Here is a 22,064-nt window from a genome sequence, read left to right as displayed (position 1 = left end):
GAGATTCTGTGGCGGTTTATTAAATATGAATGGATCGAAATAAATGCCTATTCTAGCTGGCCAGCTCTTGTTTCATGTGTGGAAAAAATACTTAAAGAATTTGGAGAAAATTATGTAATTAATTTTGCTTAACTACTTATTCCTCAGCGACGGTTACATCGGCAACGAAAACGAAGTTCTCGCCGAAGTGCAGCAACATCTCAAATCGGGGAATCGCCTGTACAGTTTCGGTGCGGGGAGTTCCGTCAATCGCTTTTTGCTCGATCGCCTTGCGGAAATCGGGCGGGGAATCTCGCGGATCGTCCGGCATGACGAAGCAGTTAACGAATTTGTCGAAAAGTTTTTCCGGCAAATCAACAATCCGGTGTTGGTAAATCTGGAAATTACTTGGCAGGGAGAGGGCGAAAATCCGGTAATTTATCCGTCAGTTGCGCCGGATTTATTTGCCGAACAACCGCTGGTTCTGTTTGGAAAAAAGGGCGATCGCCAAGCTGGAACACTTCAGATAAAAGGGGTTAGTGCAGGCGGACACCAGTACGTCCAAACCTACGAAATGAACTTTACCGATCCTGGAAATCCGGCAGTTGCCCAGCTTTGGGGGCGGCACCGCATTAAAGATTTGATGAATCAGATGGTGCAGTACGAAACCAAGGTGGGGGTGGAAACAGTGACAGAAACGGCGCTAACCTATCAGCTTCTGTCGCAGTACACGGCTTTTGTGGCTGTCAGCGATGATGTGCGCGTCGAACCGGGTACGGAATCCATCTCGATGAATGTGCCGGTAGAAATGCCGGAAGCTGTGGAATATGAGGGCGTATTTGGCAACACAGGCTATTTACAGCTCAAAAGGATGAGTCGAGGTTCTGCACCTGTTGCAAGGTCTATGCAGTATCTTGCCGATGAAGAAGATGCAGAAATAGAACGCGGCATCTCATTGAGCAGCTTTCCGGAGATGCTGTGTGAAGCGAGCGCACCGTCAAAGGCGCGCCCGCGCGGCACATCACCTGTAGAAGTGGTTAGCGCTGCGGGGTTGGATGAAGTGGCGCGTGATAGTTTAAACGAACACTTGGAAAGTCTGACTGTGCCCCGCGGTATCAATGGCGAATTAGTGTTAGAAATTGTCTTCGGTAAGGTGCGCGCCAGCCGCATAGTTGTGGATGCTGAGGCTTCGACTGTGGCGGATGTGGAGTTGCTGAAAATCATCAAAAAATGGTTGTTTAGCTGGCGCATTCCTCAATCGATTACTAAAAAATGGCTGTTTAGCTGGCGCATTCCTCACTCGATTGAGAATCCAGTGCGCCTGACGTTGCGGGTGCGATCGTAAAACAGCTTGAGTTGCATCACAATCCGGGCGATACTTTTGCTCGATCGCCCACAAAAAAAATGGAATAATTTGCTCTTCCATTTTTTTATTTCCGACTGTGCCGGAATGATATACAACGTATTCCATGTATATTTTGTACACAGAATCTTCTAGTAAGTAAGGTGCGTCGCCACCCGTAAATCTGCAATTTCTATTCAAGATTTCGCAGCGACGCACCCTACAGATTAACTGTTAGCAACTCTCAGCAATGTGTCAACTGGACTGATTAATGTTGCCGATTTTACGATCCTGTAAGTAGTTCAACCAAATGATATCAAGTCCGATGGCATCGGACATGATATGACCTTACGGATGAATCCGGAGGCTGGCGATCAAATTACTTTCGGTCAAAACTCGTTTATTTCTGCTAGGTTTGATTCGCGATCGCGTCAGGGTAAACGCATCTAAATTAATTTGACAAAAACGTGAATTTGTGCATTACTAAATAACTAAAAAAACCTTCTTAAAATTCTTAATTTTAACCCGACCTGAGCAGATTTAATCATAACCTTAAGATTTTCTGAACTTCTTAAAGCCGGATAATTTTACTTCTTAGATAGGTTTTAGATTTCGCTCATTAACTGGCAGAGTTTAAAATTTGAACTAAATAATTATTGTCCATTGCCGCTCGATACCGTTTCATTTTTAGACTGTGTTTAGAACTTTTTTCTTGTTTTAGTAAATTTATAGCTAACCGACGTAGGAGAGCAAAAGTTTCGGGAGAATGATCTTTGCGAATGCGACTCTTGTCTTCAGAAAATGTAACATCTAATGTCCAATGTAAGCTATTTTCAATGCCCCAATGACTGCGAATCGCCCCAGCAATTTTTTCAGCATTACTGCTTAAACTACTAAGCGTAAAAACGAGCTTCTGTCGTGGTTTTATTCCACAGCCTTCGTTCACTAACTATCAAGACAACTGTTTTTAATCCAGTCCATAATGCTTGATTATGGAGAGGTGGTAACTCAGAGACATCAACAGTCCATACCTGTCTTTTTTCCACTCGATGATGTCCAGCTTCTACTTGTTCATGATAGTTATACTCTCTACCTAGAACATCTGATTTTTGGGCTAATTCAAACCATTCTTTTACGGCTTTATACAGGAGTGGTTGATTTGCTTTTAAAGCTACAATATAATCTCCTTTTTTCTTGACAATCAGAGATGTTATGTCTTTTTGACATCCCATAGCATCGATGGTTATTACACTTCCGGCAATTTCTAACATTTCTATTAATTCCGGAATGGCTGTCAGCTCGTTAGATTTTTTATGGACTTTTTTTTGCCCTAAAACCAATTGATGAGATGGGTAAGCCCTGCTAATTGATTCTTCCAACGGCTAGGGGTTCAAACCCCTGTGGGACTGTCGAAATGTGGAACTACTTAATGTTTTCCGAACCAACGGCTTGGGAAATGGAATTAAATCCTTTTTCTTCCAACTTTTGCAACAAACCTTGGAGAATCCGACGCACCATCCAAGGCCCTTCGTAAACCCAGCCGGTGTAAACTTGAATTAAACTCGCACCAGCGGCTATTTTTTCCCAAGCATCTTCGGCGGTGAAAATGCCGCCTACTCCAATTATGGGTAATTCGCCTTTTGTATATTGCCAGATAAATCGGATTACTTCTGTCGATCGCTCCCGCACTGGAAGCCCGCTAATTCCCCCGGCTTCTTCGGCGATTGGTTTGCGTGTTTCTGGCAATATTTTTGTTTTCAATCCATCGCGGCGGATGGTGGTATTTGTGGCGATAATTCCTGCTAGTTGGTAGGTTTTTGCTAAGTCGAGGATTGATGCAATCGCCTCGGACTCCAAATCCGGCGCAATCTTGACTAAAATTGGCTTGATTCCCTGATTTTCTTGTTGCAAAATTTCCAAAATTGTGCTAAGCCCAGCAGCATCTTGGAGCGATCGCAACCCCGGCGTATTCGGAGAGGAAACGTTGACTACAAAATAGTCGCCCCAATCTTTGAGCAGCTTAAAACTCTCCAAATAGTCGGCTGCTGCTTGCTCTAACGGTGTTACCTTAGATTTACCGAGATTGATGCCCAAGGGGAACCGAGACTGAGGCATGGGGCGCGAGGCATCGCATGAGGACTGTTTCTGTGCTGCCTGAAACCGGGCTGCCATTGCCGCGGCTCCTTGATTGTTAAATCCCATGCGGTTGAGGGCTGCACTGTCCTGAGTCAAGCGAAACAAGCGAGGTTGGGGGTTTCCCGGCTGCGGTTGACAAGTGACAGTGCCGAGTTCGGCAAAGCCAAAGCCAAAATTTGCCCAAATATCGGCAGCTACGCCGTTTTTATCAAATCCCGCGGCCAAGCCGATAGGATTTTTCAAGCTCAGTCCCCACAAAGATTGTTCGAGGCGAGAATCTTGCACTCCCAAAGATTTCTGCAATAGAGAGAGCATTTGGCTGGTGGCGGGGTTGGACTGGGATCTGCCTGCGAGTTCGAGAACTTGGAGAGTGCGGTTGTGCAGCCACTCGGCATCGGTTTTCAATACCGAAAACAACAGCGGGCGCACACCTGATTGATAAATATCCAATGACTTATCCTGGGGCAGTTGACAAATGAGAAACTTAATAAAAATATTCAGGAGAAGAGTGTGAAGGTGAGGTTTTTACTTCAACTTCGATCGACTTTATCCCATGTTTTAGATAGAAGGATAAGTGAAACGATTATATTATAAGTTGATTCTTTTGCATTTTATTTTTTTTAATCTTTAAGTTGGTAATTTGAAATCAGACAAAGGTGCGGGGAAGCTTGGAAATGGGGCAGCAGGAAAGACCGAAGGATTTCGACGAACAAATCGCAACCTTGGAACGCGTTCTCCAGACTCTGCGAGAAGAGGAGAATGTTGAAGTGCTACTTTCGACCACACTCGGTTACTTGCAAACGGAATTTGACTGGGGGTTGATTTGGATCGGGTTGTACGATCGACAGGGCCACAGATTGTTCGGGAAAGGTGGCATGACTCCTAACGGTGACCTGTCTTTTCTCAAACAGCGGTTTGCCCTCAGTCCGGGAGATTTGCTCGAACAAGTGGTGATTCAGCTCCGGCCGGTGGGAGTCCCGGATTTGCGATCGGAACACAGAGCCGGAGAATGGCGCAAAGCAGCTCAAACTTTCAATATTCAAGGCACGACTCTGTTTCCGCTCCGCTACAAAGACCGCTGCTACGGCGTGATTTTGCTCGGGACAGACCTGTGGGGAGCGTCGCCAAAGTCGGGGGAAAAAACGCAGTTGGCGATCGTATTTGGAGCCCTGGCAACTGCTCTTTACCAAATAGAAAAAGACTGGCTGCGACAACAAGTCAAACACCCAGATGAGTCTCTTTTAGAGCTGATTTCCCAGTTCAGGGAACTGCGATCGCTCGACCAATACTTGCAAGCGGTTGTCGAACAAGCCCATGAATTTCTCCAGCCGACGCGCACTAATGTTTATTGGTTCGAGCGAGAGCGGCGCTATTTTTGGCGCCGAGTCAGCAACCGCCAAGTTACTCCAGCTTTGGGCGGGTCGAACCGACCGGCTTCGGGCATCACCGTCCAAGACTTGGGCGAATTTTATCAGGCTTTGGGCAGGGAAGAAATGGTTTGGATCGGTGAATCTCAAAGTTCTCTGAAAACTGAGCTGACGGCGCGGTTGATGCAGCAAATCCGCGCTCGCTCTCTGTTGGCGGCGCCGATTGTTTCGGAAGGGGAATTGTTGGGATTTTTGGCAGTAGAAGCCGGTGAGCCCCGGATTTGGCAAGACAATGAAAAACATTACCTGCAGGGAGTGGCGCGGTTAGTGGCTCTGACGGCTCCTATGTCGGAGATGCAGGAGAGGATTCAGCAAACTGAGATCGATCGAGATTTAACAGCCGGAATAGCTCGCGCCATCTACAGCGATGCTGACTGGGAGGCGACTTTAAAAAATACGGCCGAGCAGTTGTGCGGGCGGCTCAATTGCGAATACTTTTTGCTGCTGCTGTACGGCGAAGAACAAAATCGCTTTGAAATTGTCGGCCAAAATCTGCCCCGGAACCGCAGGCCAGTGCCGTCGCCGCTCAACGCCCTCGAGGTGGCTGACGTGGGGCTGTTGCTGATGCGCGAACCAGTGGCTATTGAAAATTGGGAGGAAGACCCGCGGTTGGGCGCTTGGCGGGAAGTGCTGGGGGAAGCGGGGGTGCGATCGCTTTTGGCATCGACGACTCGGGGGAAAAAGGAAGAAGGAGAACACCCCAATCGCCAATCGTCAATCGCCAATCGAAAATCGATCGAGGGTTTGCTGGTTGTCGGGCACAGTGCAACTCGCACTTGGAGGCGATCGGAGCAAGAATTAGTTCGGCTAGTGGGCCAACAGCTAGGATTGATCCTGCACTCCTGGCAGCAGAGTTCGGAAATCGAGAAATATCAGCAATTTGAGCGCTCGCTCAAATCGGGTTTGGCGCTTTTGCACCATTCTCCTCAGCAGCAATCTGAGAAACCGAGATCTGCTGCTTCACCGACGATGTTCCCAGAGTTGCCGCTACAAAAGCTCGAGCGTAACTTTGCTCAACACGTTTCCCAGACACTTTCCTGTCCTTTAGTAGCCGTAATTACTTGGAATCCCGGTGAGGAGGAAGGTTTAATCGCGGCGACGGTAGCTGCCAATCCCGTATTTGCCCTCAATCCCGAGGCGGTGATTCCTGTCCAAACAGATGCTTTGATCCAGCAAACCCTGGCATTCGCGGGCGTGCTGCAACATAGCACGAGCCAACTGCCGCGGGAGACGAAGCGGTGGCTCCGCAGTCCGGGAATTGGCGAGATTATGACGGTGGCGCTGCGGACAGCCCCAGAACACGCTCCCGCGGGCATTGTGGTGGCAGCAGACGCTCCGGGCCGCCAGTGGTCGGAGTTGTCGGTGAGTTTACTCAGCTCGATGGCGTCTCAGTTGGCTTGGTGGCGCAGGTATTTGGCGGTGCAATCGGCAAGCGAGTCGCAGCGATTGGATCTGGAGCTGCTCAACTGGTACAAGCAGCGGCGTTTTGAGGACTTTTACCGCACTGTGGGAGCGGGGGTGAAGGAGTTGGGGGAGTTGAGTCAGTCGATTTTCCAGTCGGCGAAGGAACAAAAGGATGCTCTGAAAACTTTGCGCTACCAACAGGTTTTGCGACACATTGGCAATGCTTTGGGGTCAACGAATTTGCTGCTGAAACAGGAACAGTGGCGGCTGCAATTCGGACAAGATGCGGTGCCTGTGAGCGCTTGGCTGAGGCGATCGCTCGATCGAACTGCCCCCCTGGTCAAAAAGTCGGAAATCTTGCTGGAAGTGCACAGAGGAACTGCTATGTCGATGCCAGAGGGCCAGACTTTGAGCGTTCGCGCCGACAGCATCAAGCTGGATTTGATACTGTGCGAATTGCTGGCGACGGCTTGCAGGCGCTCTGGAGTTGGCGACAAGATTGAGATTCGCTCTCAGTTGTTGGGGGAAAATTTGCTAGAATTGTCTGTGATCGATAGCGGCGCGTGCGATCGAGAGTTAATTGCTGCTTTCAACGCCGATTCCGAGTCCGATATATTAGCCGTTTCTAGTTCAAATAGGTCGATCGTGCAAAATCTCTTAATTTGTCAGCGAGCGGTACGCTTAATGGGGGGAAACTTTTCTTTAGAAATGTTAGAAAACAATTTAATTGTCGCTCGTTTAGTGCTGCCCCTAGCCAATTCTTAATATTGTAAAATTTTGTAAAAGTTCCCAGCTGCGATCGAGGATTGTAGGGGCGGGTTTCACCCACAATAATTGCCTACAACCAATAATCTCATAAACCCGCCCTCACCCAACGCTAAACCGCCATCTACCTCTTTCAAAATACAAGGAGGTGGTTTAAGCTACGCTCTATATTGTTATATCGTTTCCGGTTACACCGGAATGATGTTGACTGTTGACGGTTGACTGTTGACTGTTGACAGTGAACAGTGAACAGTCAACAGTGAACAGTGAACTCGAATTTACTATTCCGATGCTAACGGATTTGATATTACTGATATCTTGCGCCATTCTTAGAAACGAACGGGCTAGGAGGGCCCGTTCCACAATACATCAATTTTCTTGTGGGTGAACCGGAGAACCCGCCCCTGAAAGACTTTCAGAACTCGGGAAAAACCTTTGAGTAATCCAAGCAGTTACAATATGAGAAAGCAATCCCATCGGTCCAGCAAAGAAACACAAAGCCAAAGAATGAGCCGTCCAAACACCTGTCCGCTGTCCTTCCAAATAAATCCAGCGCCCGACAAACAAGTCCATCACTAAAAAATGTATCCATCCCGTAGCAGCCGCCGTTTCCTCGCCGAGAAACTTAGCAATATCTGCTAGCTTGGGATTGGACAAAGCAGCCGCATTTTCCGCAGTCAGACTGCTACCAAACAAATATATGTACAAAGCGGCGAGCATCGCAAACGGAATAAATGAATTCATCACTTTTCTGGTAATTCCCCAGTTGGGTAATAAAATCATAATTGCCCAGAAAGGCAAAACGAACAGATTACCTGCATTAAAAATTAGTTCTGGTGTCATATTTGGCTCGTGGCTCCTGCGAAGGCAATGCAATTAAGGATGTTAAGATTACTTTACACAATTTTTGCTAAAATTTATCAAAACCTGAAAAAAATCTCATTCACAAATAAAATAGAATTGCTAAAATGATCGCAATTCTAAAGCTTAGGCAAAATGTGGTGTAATACCAATTTTTTATGAGGTCCCGTAGACTCCGATCCCCCCTAGCCCCCCAAGGCATCGGGGGGGACAAGATTGCGATCTTTCGTCCCCCGTATTAAGGGGGATGCGAGGGGGATCGAGATATGTGCAACTTCACATTAAATTGGTTTAACGCGCTACCTATAGCGGTAAGGTGCGCCGAAGAGAACCCTACATATAGAGGTAGCGCGTAAATCCTGAAATCTCAAATCCCTAATATAAAATTGCCAATATAAATATACAATTTAAAATTTAAAATCCCATGAAAACAACTTATGATAACTTTCCAGAGTGGTGCAAGCACAAAGAAAATCTCTCTGAGGAGGCCAAACATACCGTAGAAATACTGTTGCAAATATCAGATACTTCAGAGTGCGATCGAGCCAACGAACTGCTTTCTCATACAACAGAACTTAACCTCAAACTTACTCAAATTACCGATATCAGTCCCCTCTCATCTTTCACTCAACTTACTAATCTCATCCTCGGCAGTAATCAAATATCTGACATCGCTCCTCTGCAATCTTTAACTAAGCTGGAAACTCTGGTTATGGATGTCAATCAAATATCAGATATCAGTCCGCTTTCCTCTCTAACAAATCTGACTAGACTCGTTCTCGATACCAATCAAATCTCAAACATCAGTCCCCTAGCCGCTCTAACTAATCTTACCGCACTTGTCTTGTTTGACAACAAAATTTCTGACATCACTCCCGTGAAATCTTTAACAAACTTAAATGCGCTGATCCTTTACAACAATCAAATTTCCGATATCGCTCCTCTGGCAAATTTAACTGAACTCCAGACACTCTACCTTTACAATAATAAAATATCGGATATCACCCCGCTGGCTTCCTTAAAAAATCTCAATACGCTGTTTCTCTTCAGAAATCAAATATCTGATCTTACTCCGCTGGAATCTCTAACCAACTTAAATAAATTGGTTTTATTCCAAAATAAAATATCAGATATTAGTCCTTTGACATCGCTAACTAATTTAATTGAGCTTAACCTCGGTAACAATCAAATATCAGACATCAGTCCGCTGAAATCCTTAACTAATTTGAGTCAACTTTATCTGTTCAATAATCAGATTTCCGATAGCAGCGCGCTGGAAGCTTTAAATAACTTATTTTTGCTTGACTTGTACAACAATCAAATCTCTGAAATCAGTTCCCTGCAATCTTTGCCAAAGTTAACTACAGTGGACTTGCGGGGGAATCCCATTGTTAAGAAAATTTGCCCTGTTAATCCTGAATCTATATGTCGGTTTTAATTCTTAAGAGCGAGGCAAGATAGCGGTTTATAGAGTATAATGTTGAAGGTCAATATCAGGAGAAAGTGATGAGCGGACACGATGCTTTGATGTTAGGATTGCTGCTGTTGCCAGGTTTGGCTTTGTCGATCGCAATTATGGGCGCTTTTGCCGCTGGTGGATAATCAGTTTTGGGAGCAGGCAGATTTTGTAAAAAGTAGTTTTTTCCTCGTTTTCATCGTTCCCAGGAAGCTCCTGGGAACGCATTTCACTCTTGCTGTGCCTCCTGTTTTTTTGCACGCGAGGCAAAGCCTCTGGATCTCGGTTCCCAGCCAGAGGCAGGGAACCAGTTAATTTGCCTTCTTCCTTCTTCCTTCTTCCGACGGACATCGGACTGACATCCGTTACATCCGTTACATCCGTTACATCCGTTACAGAATCCGTTGCCGAACTTCCTTCTGCCATAACTTACAAAAATTGTGCTGTCACATCCGAATTTACCAAAGTATTCGCGCACAAAATACCCGATGCTGCGACGGCGGGCACGCCAATTCCCGGCATGGTGCTGTCTCCCACCCGATACAAGCCTTTGACTGGTGTTTGCGGCCCGGGAAATGTGCCTTTTCCGGCGGCGATTGCAGGCCCGTAAGTTCCTTGATATCGGCGTAAAAATCGGGCGTGGGTGAGCGGTGTGCCGATCGACTCTACGACTATTCGCGATCGCAAATCCGGTATAATTCTTTCTAAAGCTTGAAACAGAGATTGCGATCGCTCTTGCTTTTTCTGCTGATACAATTCGCCATATTCCCAACCTTCGTAAGGTTCCAATGTATAAGCATGAACGGTGTGATGTCCGGGCGGCGCCAGAGTTGCATCCCACACTGTAGGAATCGAAATCATGCAAGTATTTCCGGGTACTGTAATGTCAATCTTGCTGTCGTGAACGACGACGTGGTGGCCGGTCAAACCTTCGAGTCCTTCGGCTTTAATTCCTAAATGGAGGTGCATGAAACTGTCTACTGCTGGCATCGACAAAGCGCTTTTTCGGTAGCTTTCCGGCAAATCTTCAGGGCGAAGTAACTTTGTATAAGTATCCCAGACGGTGGCATTGGAAATAACAATTGGGGCGCGGATAATTTCGCCATTTTGCAAGCGAACGCCCGTGGTTTTGCCGCATTCAACTAAAATTTGCTCCACGGAAGTTCCCAGGCGCAACTTTCCTCCCCACCGCTGCAAACCTCTGACTAAAGCATCGACGATCGCACCGCTGCCGCCGACAGGATATTCGATCGCACAGCGCTCACGTTCGCCAATCATAAAAGCTATTTCCGGCGCCACAGTTCCGTGCGCTTTCAAACCCGACAGCAAAAAGCACTCCAAATCGATCAAGCGCCGCACCCAAGGATCGCGCACATCGCGATCCATCAAGGAACCGGCAGAACCCGCGATCGCACCTAGTAGCGGTAACAGATTCAGCAAAGCAGGCGAGTACCGAGACAGCAAAACAGGTATCAACTGCCAGTCGGATCTCAGCGCTAAAGCCGGGATTCCACGCAAAGCTTCATACAAAACTAATAAGTTTTGTTGAAATTGCTGCAATTCTACAGCACCTTGTGGTGCGAATTTAGCTACAGCATCTAAATAACTTCTGGCCTCAGCATAAATCGGCAAACTTCCCTCGGGGAAATGGTAATGCCCCAGGGGATCGTAGGAAATTGCTGCGATCGATTCCTCCAAAACATCAAAAACTTGCCGCAAAGGATTGAACGACCGGGGGTCAGTCAAACCGCAATAAAAAGAAGGCCCCGAATCAAAGTGAAATCCCCGGCGCCAAAAGCTGTGAGCTGCCCCGCCCGCTATTGTGTGGCTTTCGCAGACGAGAACCCGCTTGCCGTAGCGAGCTAGCATCGATCCCGCGACTAAGCCGCCAATACCGCTGCCAATTACGATCGCATCAAAGTCTTGCATTTATCCAATGTGGTATAATCTTATTATTTCTCACTGACTGGAGACAGGGTATTTTTATGGGAGGAAAACTATGAAAGCTTTATCTATTTTAGATGAAGTTGTTCGCGAATTAGAACAAGACGTCAATCTCTCGCGCATTAAAAAAATAATATTTTTTGCTTGTAAAGATTTTTGGGAAAACGATCCGGCGCAACTCGCCAGCGCAGATCTCGGAATTTTAATCGAAGAACTGTGCGCCAAATACAGCAGGTTAGAAGATATTGAAGCAGTTTTAAATAGTATAGTATCTAAGGTTAATAAAAAAACCGACTATGCTTTAGTAGCCGACCTCATAGTCTGTCAACTTAGCCGACTGTATGAATATGAAGATTTCACCAAATTAGAAACAAACATATCTAGTTTTGGCGGTCACGAAGCTCCCGCATTTGACGATCACTTTAGTTCGGAAGTATCCCACAGCGAAGAAAACACAAGAGACCCCGGTAATTTATTTGATGTCAGACAAAATATTTTGCAGCAAACAAACCCGCTGAGGGCTAAAATCCTAATTTTTTCTAGTCTTTATCACGAGTTTACTTTTAGCGAGCGCGACTGGCTGCTGCTGAAAACTCAAGAACTTGACAATCTGCTGCGACAACTGTTTAATGTCTGCGGCAGCCTCGCCCAACTCGAATCTCAGTTGTACACAACTGCTAGCAATCTCGACAACAGAGATGAAAACGACCAAGCTGCGAGCGTAATCATCCAAGCGATGAATCCTTGTTACGCAAAACTGCAACAGGAAGAACGCCATGAAGCCGAATATTCGGCTACCGAAGATTGCGATCAGACACATTTAAACAACATTGTTTATGAACAGACCGAGCTGGTTGACAGGCGCAGCAATTATTTTGAGGCAGGCGATATTACTCACCTCATTCAACCTGCTCCAGCTCACTATCATTATGACCCCCAGAATACTTACTTAGTGCCGGGGACGGCAGAAAATGTACAGTTTAAAGAACCCGAAACCAGCAGCAATAATTCTGCTGTAGATTTCAGACAGGAACTGGAAGAAACATTCCCAGTTGCAGAAATGCAAACAAGTATCGACATTTTCGAGCCGGCCGAGCCTGGTATTGTAAATATTAGCGATTCCATCAAACGCAAGTTGGGATTGGAAGAAGAAATGACAGCATTAGTCAGTCAAAGTGCTAACTCCGCAACGGCGCAAATAGAAAATATATTCAGCGAGTTAGAAGGTGCTTTGAACGAAAAAATTTCTCCGGGAACTGCAGAGGAGCGTTTGTACTGGAAATATAAAAATCTCAGAGAGTATGTAGGAAAAGTTCAGAATTTTACAGATAAATTAATGGAAATTTTGAGCGAATTGGAGTCAAAAGAAAGCGGCAAAGACCCTTCTGAAACCCCGGAAAACATTGCGAAAAATATTCCAGAAACACCGCAGGAAAACTCGGGTCAGAAAGCAACTCAGTATCAGCTTCTGGAAATGGCAAAACAAGGCAAACCAAAGGCGATCGCCCAATTGATAAATCAATTGCTACAGCCTAAGGGAATTGCTGCTACAGCGGGATATAAAGACGGTTGGCTCCACGTTGTTCTGGAGTCAGCCGAAGTACCAAACCAACAGGCTACAGCTACATACATTCACAAAAAACTGGGTACTTTAAGATCAAAATATCTTACTCAGGTGAAAATTCACGGGCGACAGTTAGGCAGCAAAACAGTCTCTTGGACTCAAGAATTTGTGAATTAAACTCATTAAATGCCCAGACTCAAGTCTGGGGCTACACAAACTAAGTCCCCCTGCGCCCACTGAAATTCAAGAAGTCTATAAATAGCAGATTCTACTTAATTAACCACAAAAAAAATATGAATGCCAGCGAAATTTTAAGGCGATATACATCAGGAGAACTAGATTTTCAAGGTATGAATCTAAGAGGCGTATACCTGAGCGGTGCCGATTTAATTGGCGTCAATTTAAGCAGCGCTGACCTCTGGGGTGCAAACTTAGCCCTGTCGTACCTGAGCAAAATTAACCTTCAGCGCGCAAATTTAACTAATGCAAAGTTGTGCGGTGCTAACTTAAATCAGGCAAACTTGAGCGGAGCAAATTTGTCCGATGCAGACTTCCATGGAGCGACTTTGCAAGGTGCAGACTTTCGCAGAGCCAATATCTCTTTGGCAGTTTTTATCGATGCGAATTTGACCGGTGCAGATATGCGAGGTGCCAATTTGCAAGGTGCAGATTTGCGCGGTGCGTGCTTGCGGGGTGCAAATTTGCGCAAGGAGCAGCGGATTTTTGAGGGTGCAAATTTGCGGGGTGCAAATTTGCAAGGTGCAGATTTGCGGGGCGTCAATTTGCAAGGTGCAGATTTGACTAAAGCTAATCTCAGTCACGCCAATTTGACAGAAGCATCTCTGGGGGAAGCAAATCTGACTCAGGCGAATTTGAGCGAAGCTATTTTAGATGGCATATTTTTGACTGAAGCAACTTTGGTAGAAACAAATTTTTCCTGGGCTGTAATGAGAAATGCTAAGTTAGAAAGAGCTGTGTTAATTGATGCTGAATTTGCGGGCGCTAACTTGCGGGGTGCATTTCTTCCTGATGTTAAGTTGAGCAATGCTAATTTAGTTATGGCTGACTTGAGTCGAGCTAATTTGGTGAGGGCTGATTTGAGTCGAGCTAATTTTAATCAGGCAAATTTGAGTGAAGCTGATTTGACTGATGCCTACCTGGCTAGAACAGATTTGCGCGAGGCAATTTTGCACGGCACAATTTTGATTAGGGCAGATTTGAGCACTGCTAATTTAGGGGGAGCTCAATTGCGCGGTACAATCATGCCAAATGGAGAAATGCACGGGTAATTACTTGTAGTAGCAATTTAAATATCTCGGCAAAATAGTTAATTTAATAGTTAAGGCAATTTCGTATAATTAAAAAAAAGAGGGCAATGCTGTGTTAGCTCCCGAAAAAATTTTACAAGAACGTTATCAATTGCAACAGCGTTTAGGACGCACAGCGGCCGGTCATCAAACTTGGCTAGCAGTAGATTTAGAGTCTCAAGAACAGGTGACGCTGAAAATGTTAGCTTTTAGCCCGGAAATGCAGTGGGAAGAACTCAAGCTTTTTGAAAGAGAAGCACAAGTTTTGCAGGCGCTAAATCATCCCCGCATTCCTTGCTATCGAAATTATTTTTCCCTGGAGCGGGAAGCCGGAGCAGGATTGCCTTGGTTTGGATTAGTGCAAGATTATATTCCGGGATTTTCACTTCAGGAATTATTAGAAAAGGGTCAGCCTTTTTCCGAAAAAAAAGTACGAAAAATTGCCACTGAAGTGCTGGGAATTTTAATTTATTTGCATGAATTAAGCCCCCCGGTTTTGCACCGAGATATTAAGCCGAGTAATTTAATTTGGGGGGAAGATGAGCACGTTTATCTAGTAGATTTTGGCGCTGTGCAAGCTCAAGCGGCGATGACAGGTGTAACGTTTACAGTGGTAGGAACGAGTGGTTATGCACCCTTAGAACAGTTTTGGGGGCGGGCGGTTCCGGCTTCGGATTTGTATGCTTTGGGAGCTACTTTAATTCATTTGTTAACGGGGGTCACTCCTGCGGATTTGCCACAGAAAGATTCTCGGATTCAGTTTAGCGATCGCGTGAGTGTGAGTCCTAGTTTGGTAAGCTGGATTGAGAAGATGACGGAAATCGGGTTAGAAAAGCGTTTCAGCGAGGCTAGAGACGCTTTAGCAGCTTTGAAATCGGGAAACATACAAGGGGCTAATCTTCAAATTGCGACTGTTCGGAAAATTGCTAAACCGCCTCACAGTCGCATTCAAGTTAGCAAATCAGCGACGGAGTTAAACATTAAAATTCCGTCTACTTTAGTCAGAAAGCCTTTTTTAGGTGCTTTTATAGGAATATTAAGTATACTGATTTTTTGGCCGATAATCTTAGCATTTTTGCAATTAAATTTCAATATAGGATTAGGATTGTTTACGCTTATAGTAAGTATCTTAGTTAAGATTTCGGGCAATGGTAATAAAATTAAATTTAACCGGAACTACTTTAAACTGGAACATCAGATATTTGGTTGGAGTTATTTACAACAAACTGGGGAAATTTCGGAAATTTTGGGTGCTTTTATATATACCATGACTGACGGAAATCAAATCAGGATTCGTTCAGCTAACGTTACGGGAACTTACTTTTATACTTTAGCAACAAGTTTGAAAGACGTTGAGGCGGCTTGGTTAGCGCAAGAAATTCAAGATTGGTTAAATTTAAGATAAGTAAATTTAGTAAAAAACTGCGATCGCTCAACGATGAGAATACCTGAAGCCCTCAAATTAGATTATGGCAAATTATAGGATTGTTTTTTTGCTCAATACTTTAGCTGTCTTGCTGGTAGCGGTGGTAAGTTTAGCCCTAAATGGGTTTGGTTCTTCGGTAAAAGGGTTATTTTTTCCGCCTTGTCTTGCGACATATCCGGGGGCGGGTTTCTTTTTTCTGATGTTCCAAATGTTGTTTTATTTTTCAGTAATGGTGTGTGTTTTTAGCTTTGGTTTACTAAAAACTACTCAACCGAATCGTCCTGAAAATCAGTTTATTTTAGGTTCCGCGATAGTTACGGGATTTTTCCTATTTAATGAAGTTTTCCGCACTCATGTTCACCTTGGACGCGCTGGATTCCCTAAAGTTACAATAGTTATTATCTACGCTGTTGCTGCGGCAGTTTATGGATTAACTTTTAGGAGACAAATAAAATCAACGCCATACTTTTTGTTAGTAAGTGGCGTTGGTTTATTATTTTTGGCATTTTTTGCGGAAGCATTGCCCTGGAAAGATGAGCCAATTTCCAGCTTGCTTGAGGGTATCCCCAAGTTGTTAAGTGGGGTGAATATTGCGCTTTATTTTGGGTTTATTTGTAAGGGTTTAATACTGCGATCGCTCAATTTTTATAACAACACATCAAATCCCGAATTAAGTAAGTTTAATTAGACCGGGGCGGGTTTAGGAGATGGTTAGTTTTAGATATAGACAGTTGCTAAAACCCGCCCTTACATGATTGTACAATCGGTTAAAACTTAGATATTGCACCATTCTCAATTAGCCTTTTATGAACAGGCAAGATGCCTGTTCCACAAGAAAATTTATCTTTTGTGGAACGGGCATCTTGCCCGTTCTTGAGAATGGTGCAAGATGTGAGTTAAAACAAAAAGTACCGCTGCGCCATTGGCAAAACAGTTGCCGGTTCGCAAGTTAACAATTCCCCATCAGCCCTCACTTCATAAGTTTCTGGATCGACTTCCATTTGTGGCAAATAATCGTTGAGTTTCATATCTCTTTTACTAATTTGCCGCGTTCCGGAAACTGCTACAGTAGGCTTTTGTAAACCTAGCTGTGCGGCAATATCTCGATCGCGCGCAGCTTGGGAAACAAACGTCAGACAAGTTGCCGCCATCGCACCGCCAAAACTGCCAAACATCGGCCTCATATGCACCGGTTGCGGCGTGGGAATGCTGGCGTTAGCATCTCCCATCTGCCCGTAGGCGATCGCCCCTCCTTTAATTACCATTTCCGGCTTCACCCCAAAAAAAGCCGATCGCCACAAACACAAATCCGCCAATTTCCCCTCTTCCACCGAACCCACATACTGACTAATTCCGTGAGTTATAGCCGGATTAATTGTATATTTCGCAATGTACCGCTTTACCCGAAAATTGTCATTTCCCACCCCTGTGGAACGGGCATCTTGCCCGTCAAAACCCCCTGTGGAACGGGCATCCTGCCCGTCAAAACCCCCTGTGGAACGGGCATCTTGCCCGTTCAAAATCCCCCTTTGAACCTTCATTTTATGAGCCGTTTGCCAAGTCCGAATAATCACCTCTCCAACTCTTCCCATCGCCTGCGAGTCAGAAGAAATCATACTAAAAGCACCTAAATCGTGCAAAATATCCTCAGCCGCAATAGTTTCCCTTCTAATTCTCGACTCAGCAAAAGCCACATCTTCAGGAATACTTCGATCCAAATGGTGACACACCATCAACATATCTAAATGTTCTTCCAAAGTGTTGACAGTGTAAGGGCGAGTTGGGTTAGTTGACGAAGGCAAAACATTAGCTTGGCCGCAGACTTTAATAATATCCGGCGCGTGTCCGCCCCCTGCACCTTCAGTGTGGTAAGTGTGAATAGCGCGATTTTTAAATGCGGCAATTGTAGCTTCCACAAATCCCGCTTCATTGAGAGTGTCGGTGTGAATTGCCACTTGCACGTCATACTCGTCAGCGACACTCAAACAAGTGTCAATTGTTGCGGGCGTAGTTCCCCAATCTTCGTGGAGTTTCAAACCCATTGCACCGGCAAAAATTTGTTCGACTAATCCTTGAGGTTGACTGCTATTTCCTTTACCTAAAAATCCTAGATTTACCGGGAAAGCGTCGGCGGCTTGCAGCATTCTGTACATATGCCAAGGCCCGGGAGTGCAGGTGGTGGCGTTTGTACCCGTTGCAGGGCCTGTGCCGCCGCCGATCATGGTAGTGATGCCGGAGGCGATCGCCACTTCTATTTGTTGCGGGCAAATAAAGTGAATGTGAGAATCAATTCCGCCAGCGGTGAGAATCATTCCTTCACCAGCAATTACTTCTGTACCGGGCCCGATAATAATATCTACCCTATCTTGAATGTAAGGATTTCCGGCTTTCCCAATTTTGTAAATTTTTCCGTCTTTAATCCCAACATCTGCTTTAACAATTCCCCACCAATCCAATATTAAAGCATTAGTAATTACCGTGTCAACCGCACCGTCTGCATTAGAAATAGGCGACTGTCCCATGCCGTCGCGAATGACTTTGCCGCCGCCAAATTTAACTTCATCCCCGTAGGTTGTGAAGTCTTTTTCAACTTCTATGAATAATTCTGTATCGGCTAAACGCACGCGATCGCCCGTTGTCGGCCCGAAAGTTTCCGCATAAGCGCGGCGATCCATTCTGTAACTCATTTTAATACACTCCTCATCAGATTTTCGATAATTTTTGTCATTGCCCAAATGCTTGACTCTACATTGAGTTATGCTAAAATTTTTTCGTTTGTATACCTTCTATAAACTCAACAAATGGTTTGAAACATTGAGGACATTTATCAGTAATTTCTTGATACGAAGTATTCCGTAGTATCAATTTTGCATCCACAGTTTTATTGTATCCTTTGCCAGAATCTCGGAAAAGTTGCTCTACAATTTTCGAGGGGGGGCGATCGTGATTTTGGTCTTCTACTGGTATTGTCCAGGTGACAGCTAGAGAAGTAACTCCTAGTTTACCTCGTAATGCAGATTCAGCCGCCAGAATCAAAGCTTCCATTTCGTATTTAAAACAAAAAACTTTGAAGCGTTGTTTGAGACGTTCATCCTGAATACCTTTCTTTTGTAATGATTGAGAAAAATTCTCCATAATTCCCGCTTTTAGCTGTTGAAAAGTCTCATGGGGAAACCCTTTATTTTTAGGATATAAGTCTGGTAAAATAATTGCAATTGAATTCGGATTATTGCAAAGAATATTAACAGCTTTGATTGGAGCATTCAGCAGCAACTCTTTTTTAGCGTCACCTCCCCTATCATTGTTACCTCCTTTGATTGGAAAAAACTCAATACTGACACCTTCTTCAGATTTTTTGTCAATCAAATTTACTAACAATGCTTCCATTGCATTTTTATCTGATGGCCCTTCTACATAGATAATTACCCTCATGGTAGAAGCTCCAATTCATCACTGCGGTGGAGTTTTTCAATTTCCTCTGCCCCAAAGTCATCAAGCATATCTCTTAAAACTTTGGAATTACCAGGTTTAATAAACTTTGATTCTCCATTCTCCTTTCGCATCACAGCAATTTGGGAAATATCAAATTGGGTTAAAAAATAAGAAGAATGAGTAGCCAAAAGAACCTGAGTGCGTTCAGCAGCTTTTTCAAACAATCCTGCTAAAAGAGGGAGTGTCCGAGGATGAACACCTTGATCCGGTTCATCAATACAAATTAGAGAGGGTGGTTTCGGGTGCAAACAAAGACAAATCCAACAAATTAATCTTAGAATACCATCGGATAAATCCGCAAGACTTAAATCCTGGTTAATCCCCTTTTCCTGCCAAAATGCGATAACTTCCCCAGGCCCGCCGCGAGCTTTTACAGTCAATTTTTTGAATCCTGGAATAACTGATTGTAAATGTTGTTGCAGGTCATCAAAAACGGCGCTATGTTCAATCATTAAATAGTGCAACACTGAACTCAAATTGCCTGCATCTTCATCCAACACGGGTTCTTGTTGAATGAGAACAGATTGGCGAATTTTGTGATTAGCAATGTTAAATGAACTGTAAAATTTCCAACCACCGATATACTCTCGTAGTGTATAGAGAGTTGCTAAACCTGGATTTGTTATTGTCCTGAGTGCGAGTTGATTGCGTTTGGGAAATACGCGATTTGTCTCTGCATATCCTGGTTCGCGATACAAACCTTCAGCACCTTTAATATCCATGAACAAATATTGAGATGACTCAACTCGCTCGAAAGAAATTTGCGGATTGCTTCTCGGCCCCATGAGTTCTCCTTGATAGGAGATATTAGACTCACCTGTATCAATTTTAAGCTCCCATTCAAACTTTTCTGAGCCGGGAAGATGGAAAATCTGTTGACCGATAGAACCCTTAATAATTTCGTTAGGAATCTCGCTTTCCATACTGTCGGTCAAAAATTTTAGAAACTCAAACAGGCTTGATTTCCCAGAACCATTAGATCCGACAATAATTTCTACTGGTTCCAATCGAGCAGTAAAATCTTGGAAGGGTCTATAACCTTGAATTTTGATTGAGGTTATTCGGGGGTACGGTGTCATTTAGCTAGCTGTCGTTTTAGTAATATTGTTGATAATACAGGACTTACGCACGGCTGCAAAAAACCAGGTTTCTCTGTCAATATCTCTCGCATAGATGCACGATTTTTCTCAGAAACCGGGTTTCTCGCGTCAGGCCTATAATAGTCTAATTGTCTCTCATCCATCTAACTCACCATTCACTTTTCCATTAAATCCGTAGACTTGACGAGTACCAACAAACGGTACTAATTGCACTTCCCTTTCATCTCCCGGTTCAAATCTAACTGCTGTTCCCGCCGGAATATCCAATCGCATTCCTTTTGCTTGTTCTCGATTAAATTCTAAGGCTTCGTTGGCCTCATAAAAGTGATAGTGGGAACCGATTTGAATTGGTCTATCGCCCGTATTGCCTACCAGCATCCGCACCGTTGGGCGATCGGCATTTAATTCTATTTCGCCTGCTGAAACAATCATTTCTCCCGGAATCATGTCTATCTCCTGCGAGTCTCTGCGGTTAAATATTTAACGAATCGGATCGTGCACTGTCACCAACTTAGTTCCGTCGGGAAAAGTCGCCTCAACTTGCACTTCATGCACCATTTCCGGTATCCCTTCCATCACATCTTCCCGCGTCAGGAGAGTTGTTCCGTAGCTCATTAAATCTGCGACGGTGAGCCCATCTCTTGCGCCTTCTAAAATCGCGGCGGAAATATAGGCTAGTGCTTCTGGATAGTTTAATTTTAAACCTCTTTGTTTCCGGCGCTCTGCTAACAGGGCGGCGGTGAAAATCAGCAGTTTGTCTTTTTCTTGGGGGGTGAGTTGCATTTTTATTCGGGTAAGGGCGATCGCATTATTTGTGAGAGTTCAATTATCAGTGGCGGTAGCTTTTCTAGGCGAGTTTTTTATACTATCATACATTTGAAACTCAAAGATAATTTTATTTTATCCAAACTCTAGGCAAACAGCAAGGGCGTTCTGAAAAAGACAAGCGCAGCAAGTGCCAAATGCCGACAAACCACTCTCTAGCAGCAGCGGTGGATGAACCGCGATATCGGCACAGCAAACCCTTAGGGAGGCGAGTAACGCCGGTGGTTGAATTAACAGGATAAATTGTTGCCTCGCATTGCAAAGCACGCACTTTTTCCACGAGTTCTGCCGTGACGGGCTCGCCTACCCAAGCGAGGGTAGCGACTACGGGTTTTCCTGCTAAGCCGTGAGGACTTTCGAGCATTTTTTCGCCGCCTTTGAGCCATTGTCTGTCAATCCACAGAGGGCTGTTTTGCTGCCAAATTTCGGTGTGCGATCGCCATTCTCCAGACAAGAATTTTTCGCCTCTAGCAGTGCGTCCAAAGCGCGTAATTTCCCACAGCAAAATACAGGCTTGCGGCGCTAATTCTACCCGCAAATCTTGCCGATACATGGCGCCATCGAAAACGATGTTTTCCTGCGGAAGCCATTCTAAATTTGCGCCCGAATCTACTTGAATGTCAATATTTTGTTGTGCTAACTGTCCGCTGCTGCGATAAATTTTACCAGCGGCGGCGGTGGTGATTAAAGCTTTGGCGTTTGCTTGGAGGTGGAAATTGAGCGAAAGTCGATCGCCCCCGACAACTCCCCCAGCCGTGTGTAAAATGACGCTGTGGCAAACCTCTTTCCCTTCAGGATAAAACGGACGCTGCACCTTGAGGGGCGCTTGGATTTGATTGTGAATGATTTGAGTCGCGCCGCTGCGGTTGGCGTAGACTAAATTGAGGCGGCCGTGCCATCCATTTTGAACGTTATTTGTATGTTGTGCGATCGAACTTTCAGTCACAGATTTTTTAATTTAAAAACATTCACTAGACCTCTTGCAAAAGTCCTTTTCATAAATTTATTGGACGGGCAAGATGCCCATCCCACAAGA

General features: G+C 44.9%; 19 protein-coding genes. 7 read left to right on the top strand and 12 right to left on the bottom strand.

Going from position 1 to position 22,064, the window contains the following annotated elements:
- Positions 1-124: 124 nt before the first annotated feature.
- Entirely contained in the window at positions 125-1,324 is a 1,200-nt protein-coding gene (locus ACUVJL_RS20845; protein WP_445247580.1) for an after-VIT domain-containing protein, read from the top strand.
- A 616-nt stretch (positions 1,325-1,940) separates the two neighbouring features.
- Here the strand turns inward: ACUVJL_RS20845 and ACUVJL_RS20840 are convergent.
- Genes ACUVJL_RS20840 through ACUVJL_RS20830 form a run of 3 tightly spaced genes read right to left on the bottom strand, consistent with a single transcriptional unit; the run spans position 1,941 to position 3,907 of the window.
- Positions 1,941-2,267 carry an ISAs1 family transposase gene (locus tag ACUVJL_RS20840; RefSeq protein ID WP_445247579.1) on the bottom strand — a complete coding sequence of 109 codons (327 nt, stop codon included), beginning with the start codon at positions 2,265-2,267 and terminating at the stop codon, positions 1,941-1,943.
- Entirely contained in the window at positions 2,215-2,700 is a 486-nt protein-coding gene (locus tag ACUVJL_RS20835) for an ISAs1 family transposase (RefSeq protein WP_445247578.1), read from the bottom strand. The genes ACUVJL_RS20840 and ACUVJL_RS20835 overlap by 53 nt, the downstream gene beginning before the upstream one ends.
- Before the next feature lie 43 nt (positions 2,701-2,743).
- Positions 2,744-3,907, bottom strand: a complete 1,164-nt coding sequence (locus ACUVJL_RS20830) for a quinone-dependent dihydroorotate dehydrogenase (protein ID WP_445247577.1) — start codon at positions 3,905-3,907, stop codon at positions 2,744-2,746.
- Positions 3,908-4,131: 224 nt separating this feature from the next.
- Here ACUVJL_RS20830 and ACUVJL_RS20825 point away from each other — a divergent pair, with 224 nt between their 5' ends.
- Positions 4,132-7,053 (top strand): GAF domain-containing protein, encoded by a 2,922-nt coding sequence (locus ACUVJL_RS20825; protein ID WP_445247576.1) that lies wholly within the window; start codon positions 4,132-4,134, stop codon positions 7,051-7,053.
- 369 nt (positions 7,054-7,422) lie between these two features.
- Here the strand turns inward: ACUVJL_RS20825 and ACUVJL_RS20820 are convergent, their stop codons facing one another.
- Complete coding sequence (locus ACUVJL_RS20820; protein WP_445247575.1) at positions 7,423-7,896, bottom strand: ABA4-like family protein; 474 nt, start codon at positions 7,894-7,896, stop codon at positions 7,423-7,425.
- A gap of 442 nt (positions 7,897-8,338) precedes the next feature.
- On the opposite strand from ACUVJL_RS20820, the gene ACUVJL_RS20815 reads away from it, so the two are divergent.
- Positions 8,339-9,352, top strand: a complete 1,014-nt coding sequence (locus tag ACUVJL_RS20815) for a leucine-rich repeat domain-containing protein (RefSeq protein ID WP_445247574.1) — start codon at positions 8,339-8,341, stop codon at positions 9,350-9,352.
- 135 nt (positions 9,353-9,487) lie between these two features.
- Here the strand turns inward: ACUVJL_RS20815 and ACUVJL_RS20810 are convergent, their stop codons facing one another.
- Both ACUVJL_RS20810 and ACUVJL_RS20805 read right to left on the bottom strand, forming a co-directional pair.
- Complete coding sequence (locus ACUVJL_RS20810; RefSeq protein WP_445247573.1) at positions 9,488-9,796, bottom strand: hypothetical protein; 309 nt, start codon at positions 9,794-9,796, stop codon at positions 9,488-9,490.
- A gap of 3 nt (positions 9,797-9,799) precedes the next feature.
- Positions 9,800-11,299: a phytoene desaturase family protein gene (locus ACUVJL_RS20805; protein ID WP_445247572.1), complete on the bottom strand. Its 1,500-nt coding sequence runs from the start codon at positions 11,297-11,299 to the stop codon at positions 9,800-9,802.
- A 70-nt stretch (positions 11,300-11,369) separates the two neighbouring features.
- Between ACUVJL_RS20805 and ACUVJL_RS20800 the strand changes: the two genes are divergently transcribed.
- The 4 genes from ACUVJL_RS20800 to ACUVJL_RS20785 all read left to right on the top strand — a co-directional run bounded on the left by ACUVJL_RS20800 (position 11,370) and on the right by ACUVJL_RS20785 (position 16,299).
- The gene (locus tag ACUVJL_RS20800; RefSeq protein ID WP_445247571.1) at positions 11,370-13,055 is read left to right on the top strand and encodes a hypothetical protein; all 1,686 of its coding nucleotides are present in this window, start codon (positions 11,370-11,372) and stop codon (positions 13,053-13,055) included.
- A 116-nt stretch (positions 13,056-13,171) separates the two neighbouring features.
- Complete coding sequence (locus tag ACUVJL_RS20795) at positions 13,172-14,167, top strand: pentapeptide repeat-containing protein (RefSeq protein WP_445247570.1); 996 nt, start codon at positions 13,172-13,174, stop codon at positions 14,165-14,167.
- A gap of 91 nt (positions 14,168-14,258) precedes the next feature.
- Entirely contained in the window at positions 14,259-15,590 is a 1,332-nt protein-coding gene (locus tag ACUVJL_RS20790) for a serine/threonine protein kinase (protein ID WP_445247569.1), read from the top strand.
- An 88-nt stretch (positions 15,591-15,678) separates the two neighbouring features.
- Positions 15,679-16,299, top strand: a complete 621-nt coding sequence (locus ACUVJL_RS20785) for a hypothetical protein (protein ID WP_445247568.1) — start codon at positions 15,679-15,681, stop codon at positions 16,297-16,299.
- A 208-nt stretch (positions 16,300-16,507) separates the two neighbouring features.
- On the opposite strand, the gene ureC is transcribed toward ACUVJL_RS20785, so the two are convergent.
- The 6 genes from ureC to ACUVJL_RS20755 form a co-directional block, all read right to left on the bottom strand.
- A complete protein-coding gene (gene ureC, locus ACUVJL_RS20780; RefSeq protein ID WP_445247567.1) occupies positions 16,508-18,298 on the bottom strand; it encodes an urease subunit alpha in 1,791 nt (596 codons plus the stop codon).
- Positions 18,299-18,371: 73 nt separating this feature from the next.
- A complete protein-coding gene (locus ACUVJL_RS20775; protein WP_445247566.1) occupies positions 18,372-19,043 on the bottom strand; it encodes a DUF4276 family protein in 672 nt (223 codons plus the stop codon).
- Positions 19,040-20,182, bottom strand: a complete 1,143-nt coding sequence (locus ACUVJL_RS20770) for an AAA family ATPase (RefSeq protein ID WP_445247565.1) — start codon at positions 20,180-20,182, stop codon at positions 19,040-19,042. Before ACUVJL_RS20770 ends, ACUVJL_RS20775 begins: the two co-directional genes overlap by 4 nt.
- A 156-nt stretch (positions 20,183-20,338) precedes the next feature.
- A complete protein-coding gene (locus ACUVJL_RS20765) occupies positions 20,339-20,650 on the bottom strand; it encodes an urease subunit beta (RefSeq protein WP_445247564.1) in 312 nt (103 codons plus the stop codon).
- Positions 20,651-20,683: 33 nt separating this feature from the next.
- Positions 20,684-20,986, bottom strand: a complete 303-nt coding sequence (ureA, locus tag ACUVJL_RS20760; RefSeq protein WP_293255018.1) for an urease subunit gamma — start codon at positions 20,984-20,986, stop codon at positions 20,684-20,686.
- 112 nt (positions 20,987-21,098) lie between these two features.
- Positions 21,099-21,974: an urease accessory protein UreD gene (locus ACUVJL_RS20755; protein ID WP_445247563.1), complete on the bottom strand. Its 876-nt coding sequence runs from the start codon at positions 21,972-21,974 to the stop codon at positions 21,099-21,101.
- Between the last annotated feature and the right edge of the window lie 90 nt (positions 21,975-22,064).

This window comes from Microcoleus sp. OTE_8_concoct_300, from assembly GCF_031383065.1.
Lineage (GTDB): Bacteria > Cyanobacteriota > Cyanobacteriia > Cyanobacteriales > Microcoleaceae > Microcoleus.
Note: the sequence above shows the minus strand (reverse complement) of the source record. Positions and strands in the feature narration are given on the sequence as shown.

Excerpts from the sequence above, each read along its gene's own strand:
- ACUVJL_RS20815 (WP_445247574.1), top strand. The coding sequence starts at position 8,339 with ATGAAAACAACTTATGATAACTTTCCAGAGTGGTGCAAGCACAAAGAA.
- ACUVJL_RS20805 (WP_445247572.1), bottom strand. The coding sequence starts at position 11,299 with ATGCAAGACTTTGATGCGATCGTAATTGGCAGCGGTATTGGCGGCTTA.
- ACUVJL_RS20825 (WP_445247576.1), top strand. The coding sequence starts at position 4,132 with ATGGGGCAGCAGGAAAGACCGAAGGATTTCGACGAACAAATCGCAACC.
- ACUVJL_RS20775 (WP_445247566.1), bottom strand. The coding sequence starts at position 19,043 with ATGAGGGTAATTATCTATGTAGAAGGGCCATCAGATAAAAATGCAATG.
- ureC (WP_445247567.1), bottom strand. The coding sequence starts at position 18,298 with ATGAGTTACAGAATGGATCGCCGCGCTTATGCGGAAACTTTCGGGCCG.
- ureA (WP_293255018.1), bottom strand. The coding sequence starts at position 20,986 with ATGCAACTCACCCCCCAAGAAAAAGACAAACTGCTGATTTTCACCGCC.
- ACUVJL_RS20770 (WP_445247565.1), bottom strand. The coding sequence starts at position 20,182 with ATGACACCGTACCCCCGAATAACCTCAATCAAAATTCAAGGTTATAGA.
- ACUVJL_RS20765 (WP_445247564.1), bottom strand. The coding sequence starts at position 20,650 with ATGATTCCGGGAGAAATGATTGTTTCAGCAGGCGAAATAGAATTAAAT.
- ACUVJL_RS20800 (WP_445247571.1), top strand. The coding sequence starts at position 11,370 with ATGAAAGCTTTATCTATTTTAGATGAAGTTGTTCGCGAATTAGAACAA.
- ACUVJL_RS20810 (WP_445247573.1), bottom strand. The coding sequence starts at position 9,796 with ATGGCAGAAGGAAGTTCGGCAACGGATTCTGTAACGGATGTAACGGAT.
- ACUVJL_RS20795 (WP_445247570.1), top strand. The coding sequence starts at position 13,172 with ATGAATGCCAGCGAAATTTTAAGGCGATATACATCAGGAGAACTAGAT.
- ACUVJL_RS20820 (WP_445247575.1), bottom strand. The coding sequence starts at position 7,896 with ATGACACCAGAACTAATTTTTAATGCAGGTAATCTGTTCGTTTTGCCT.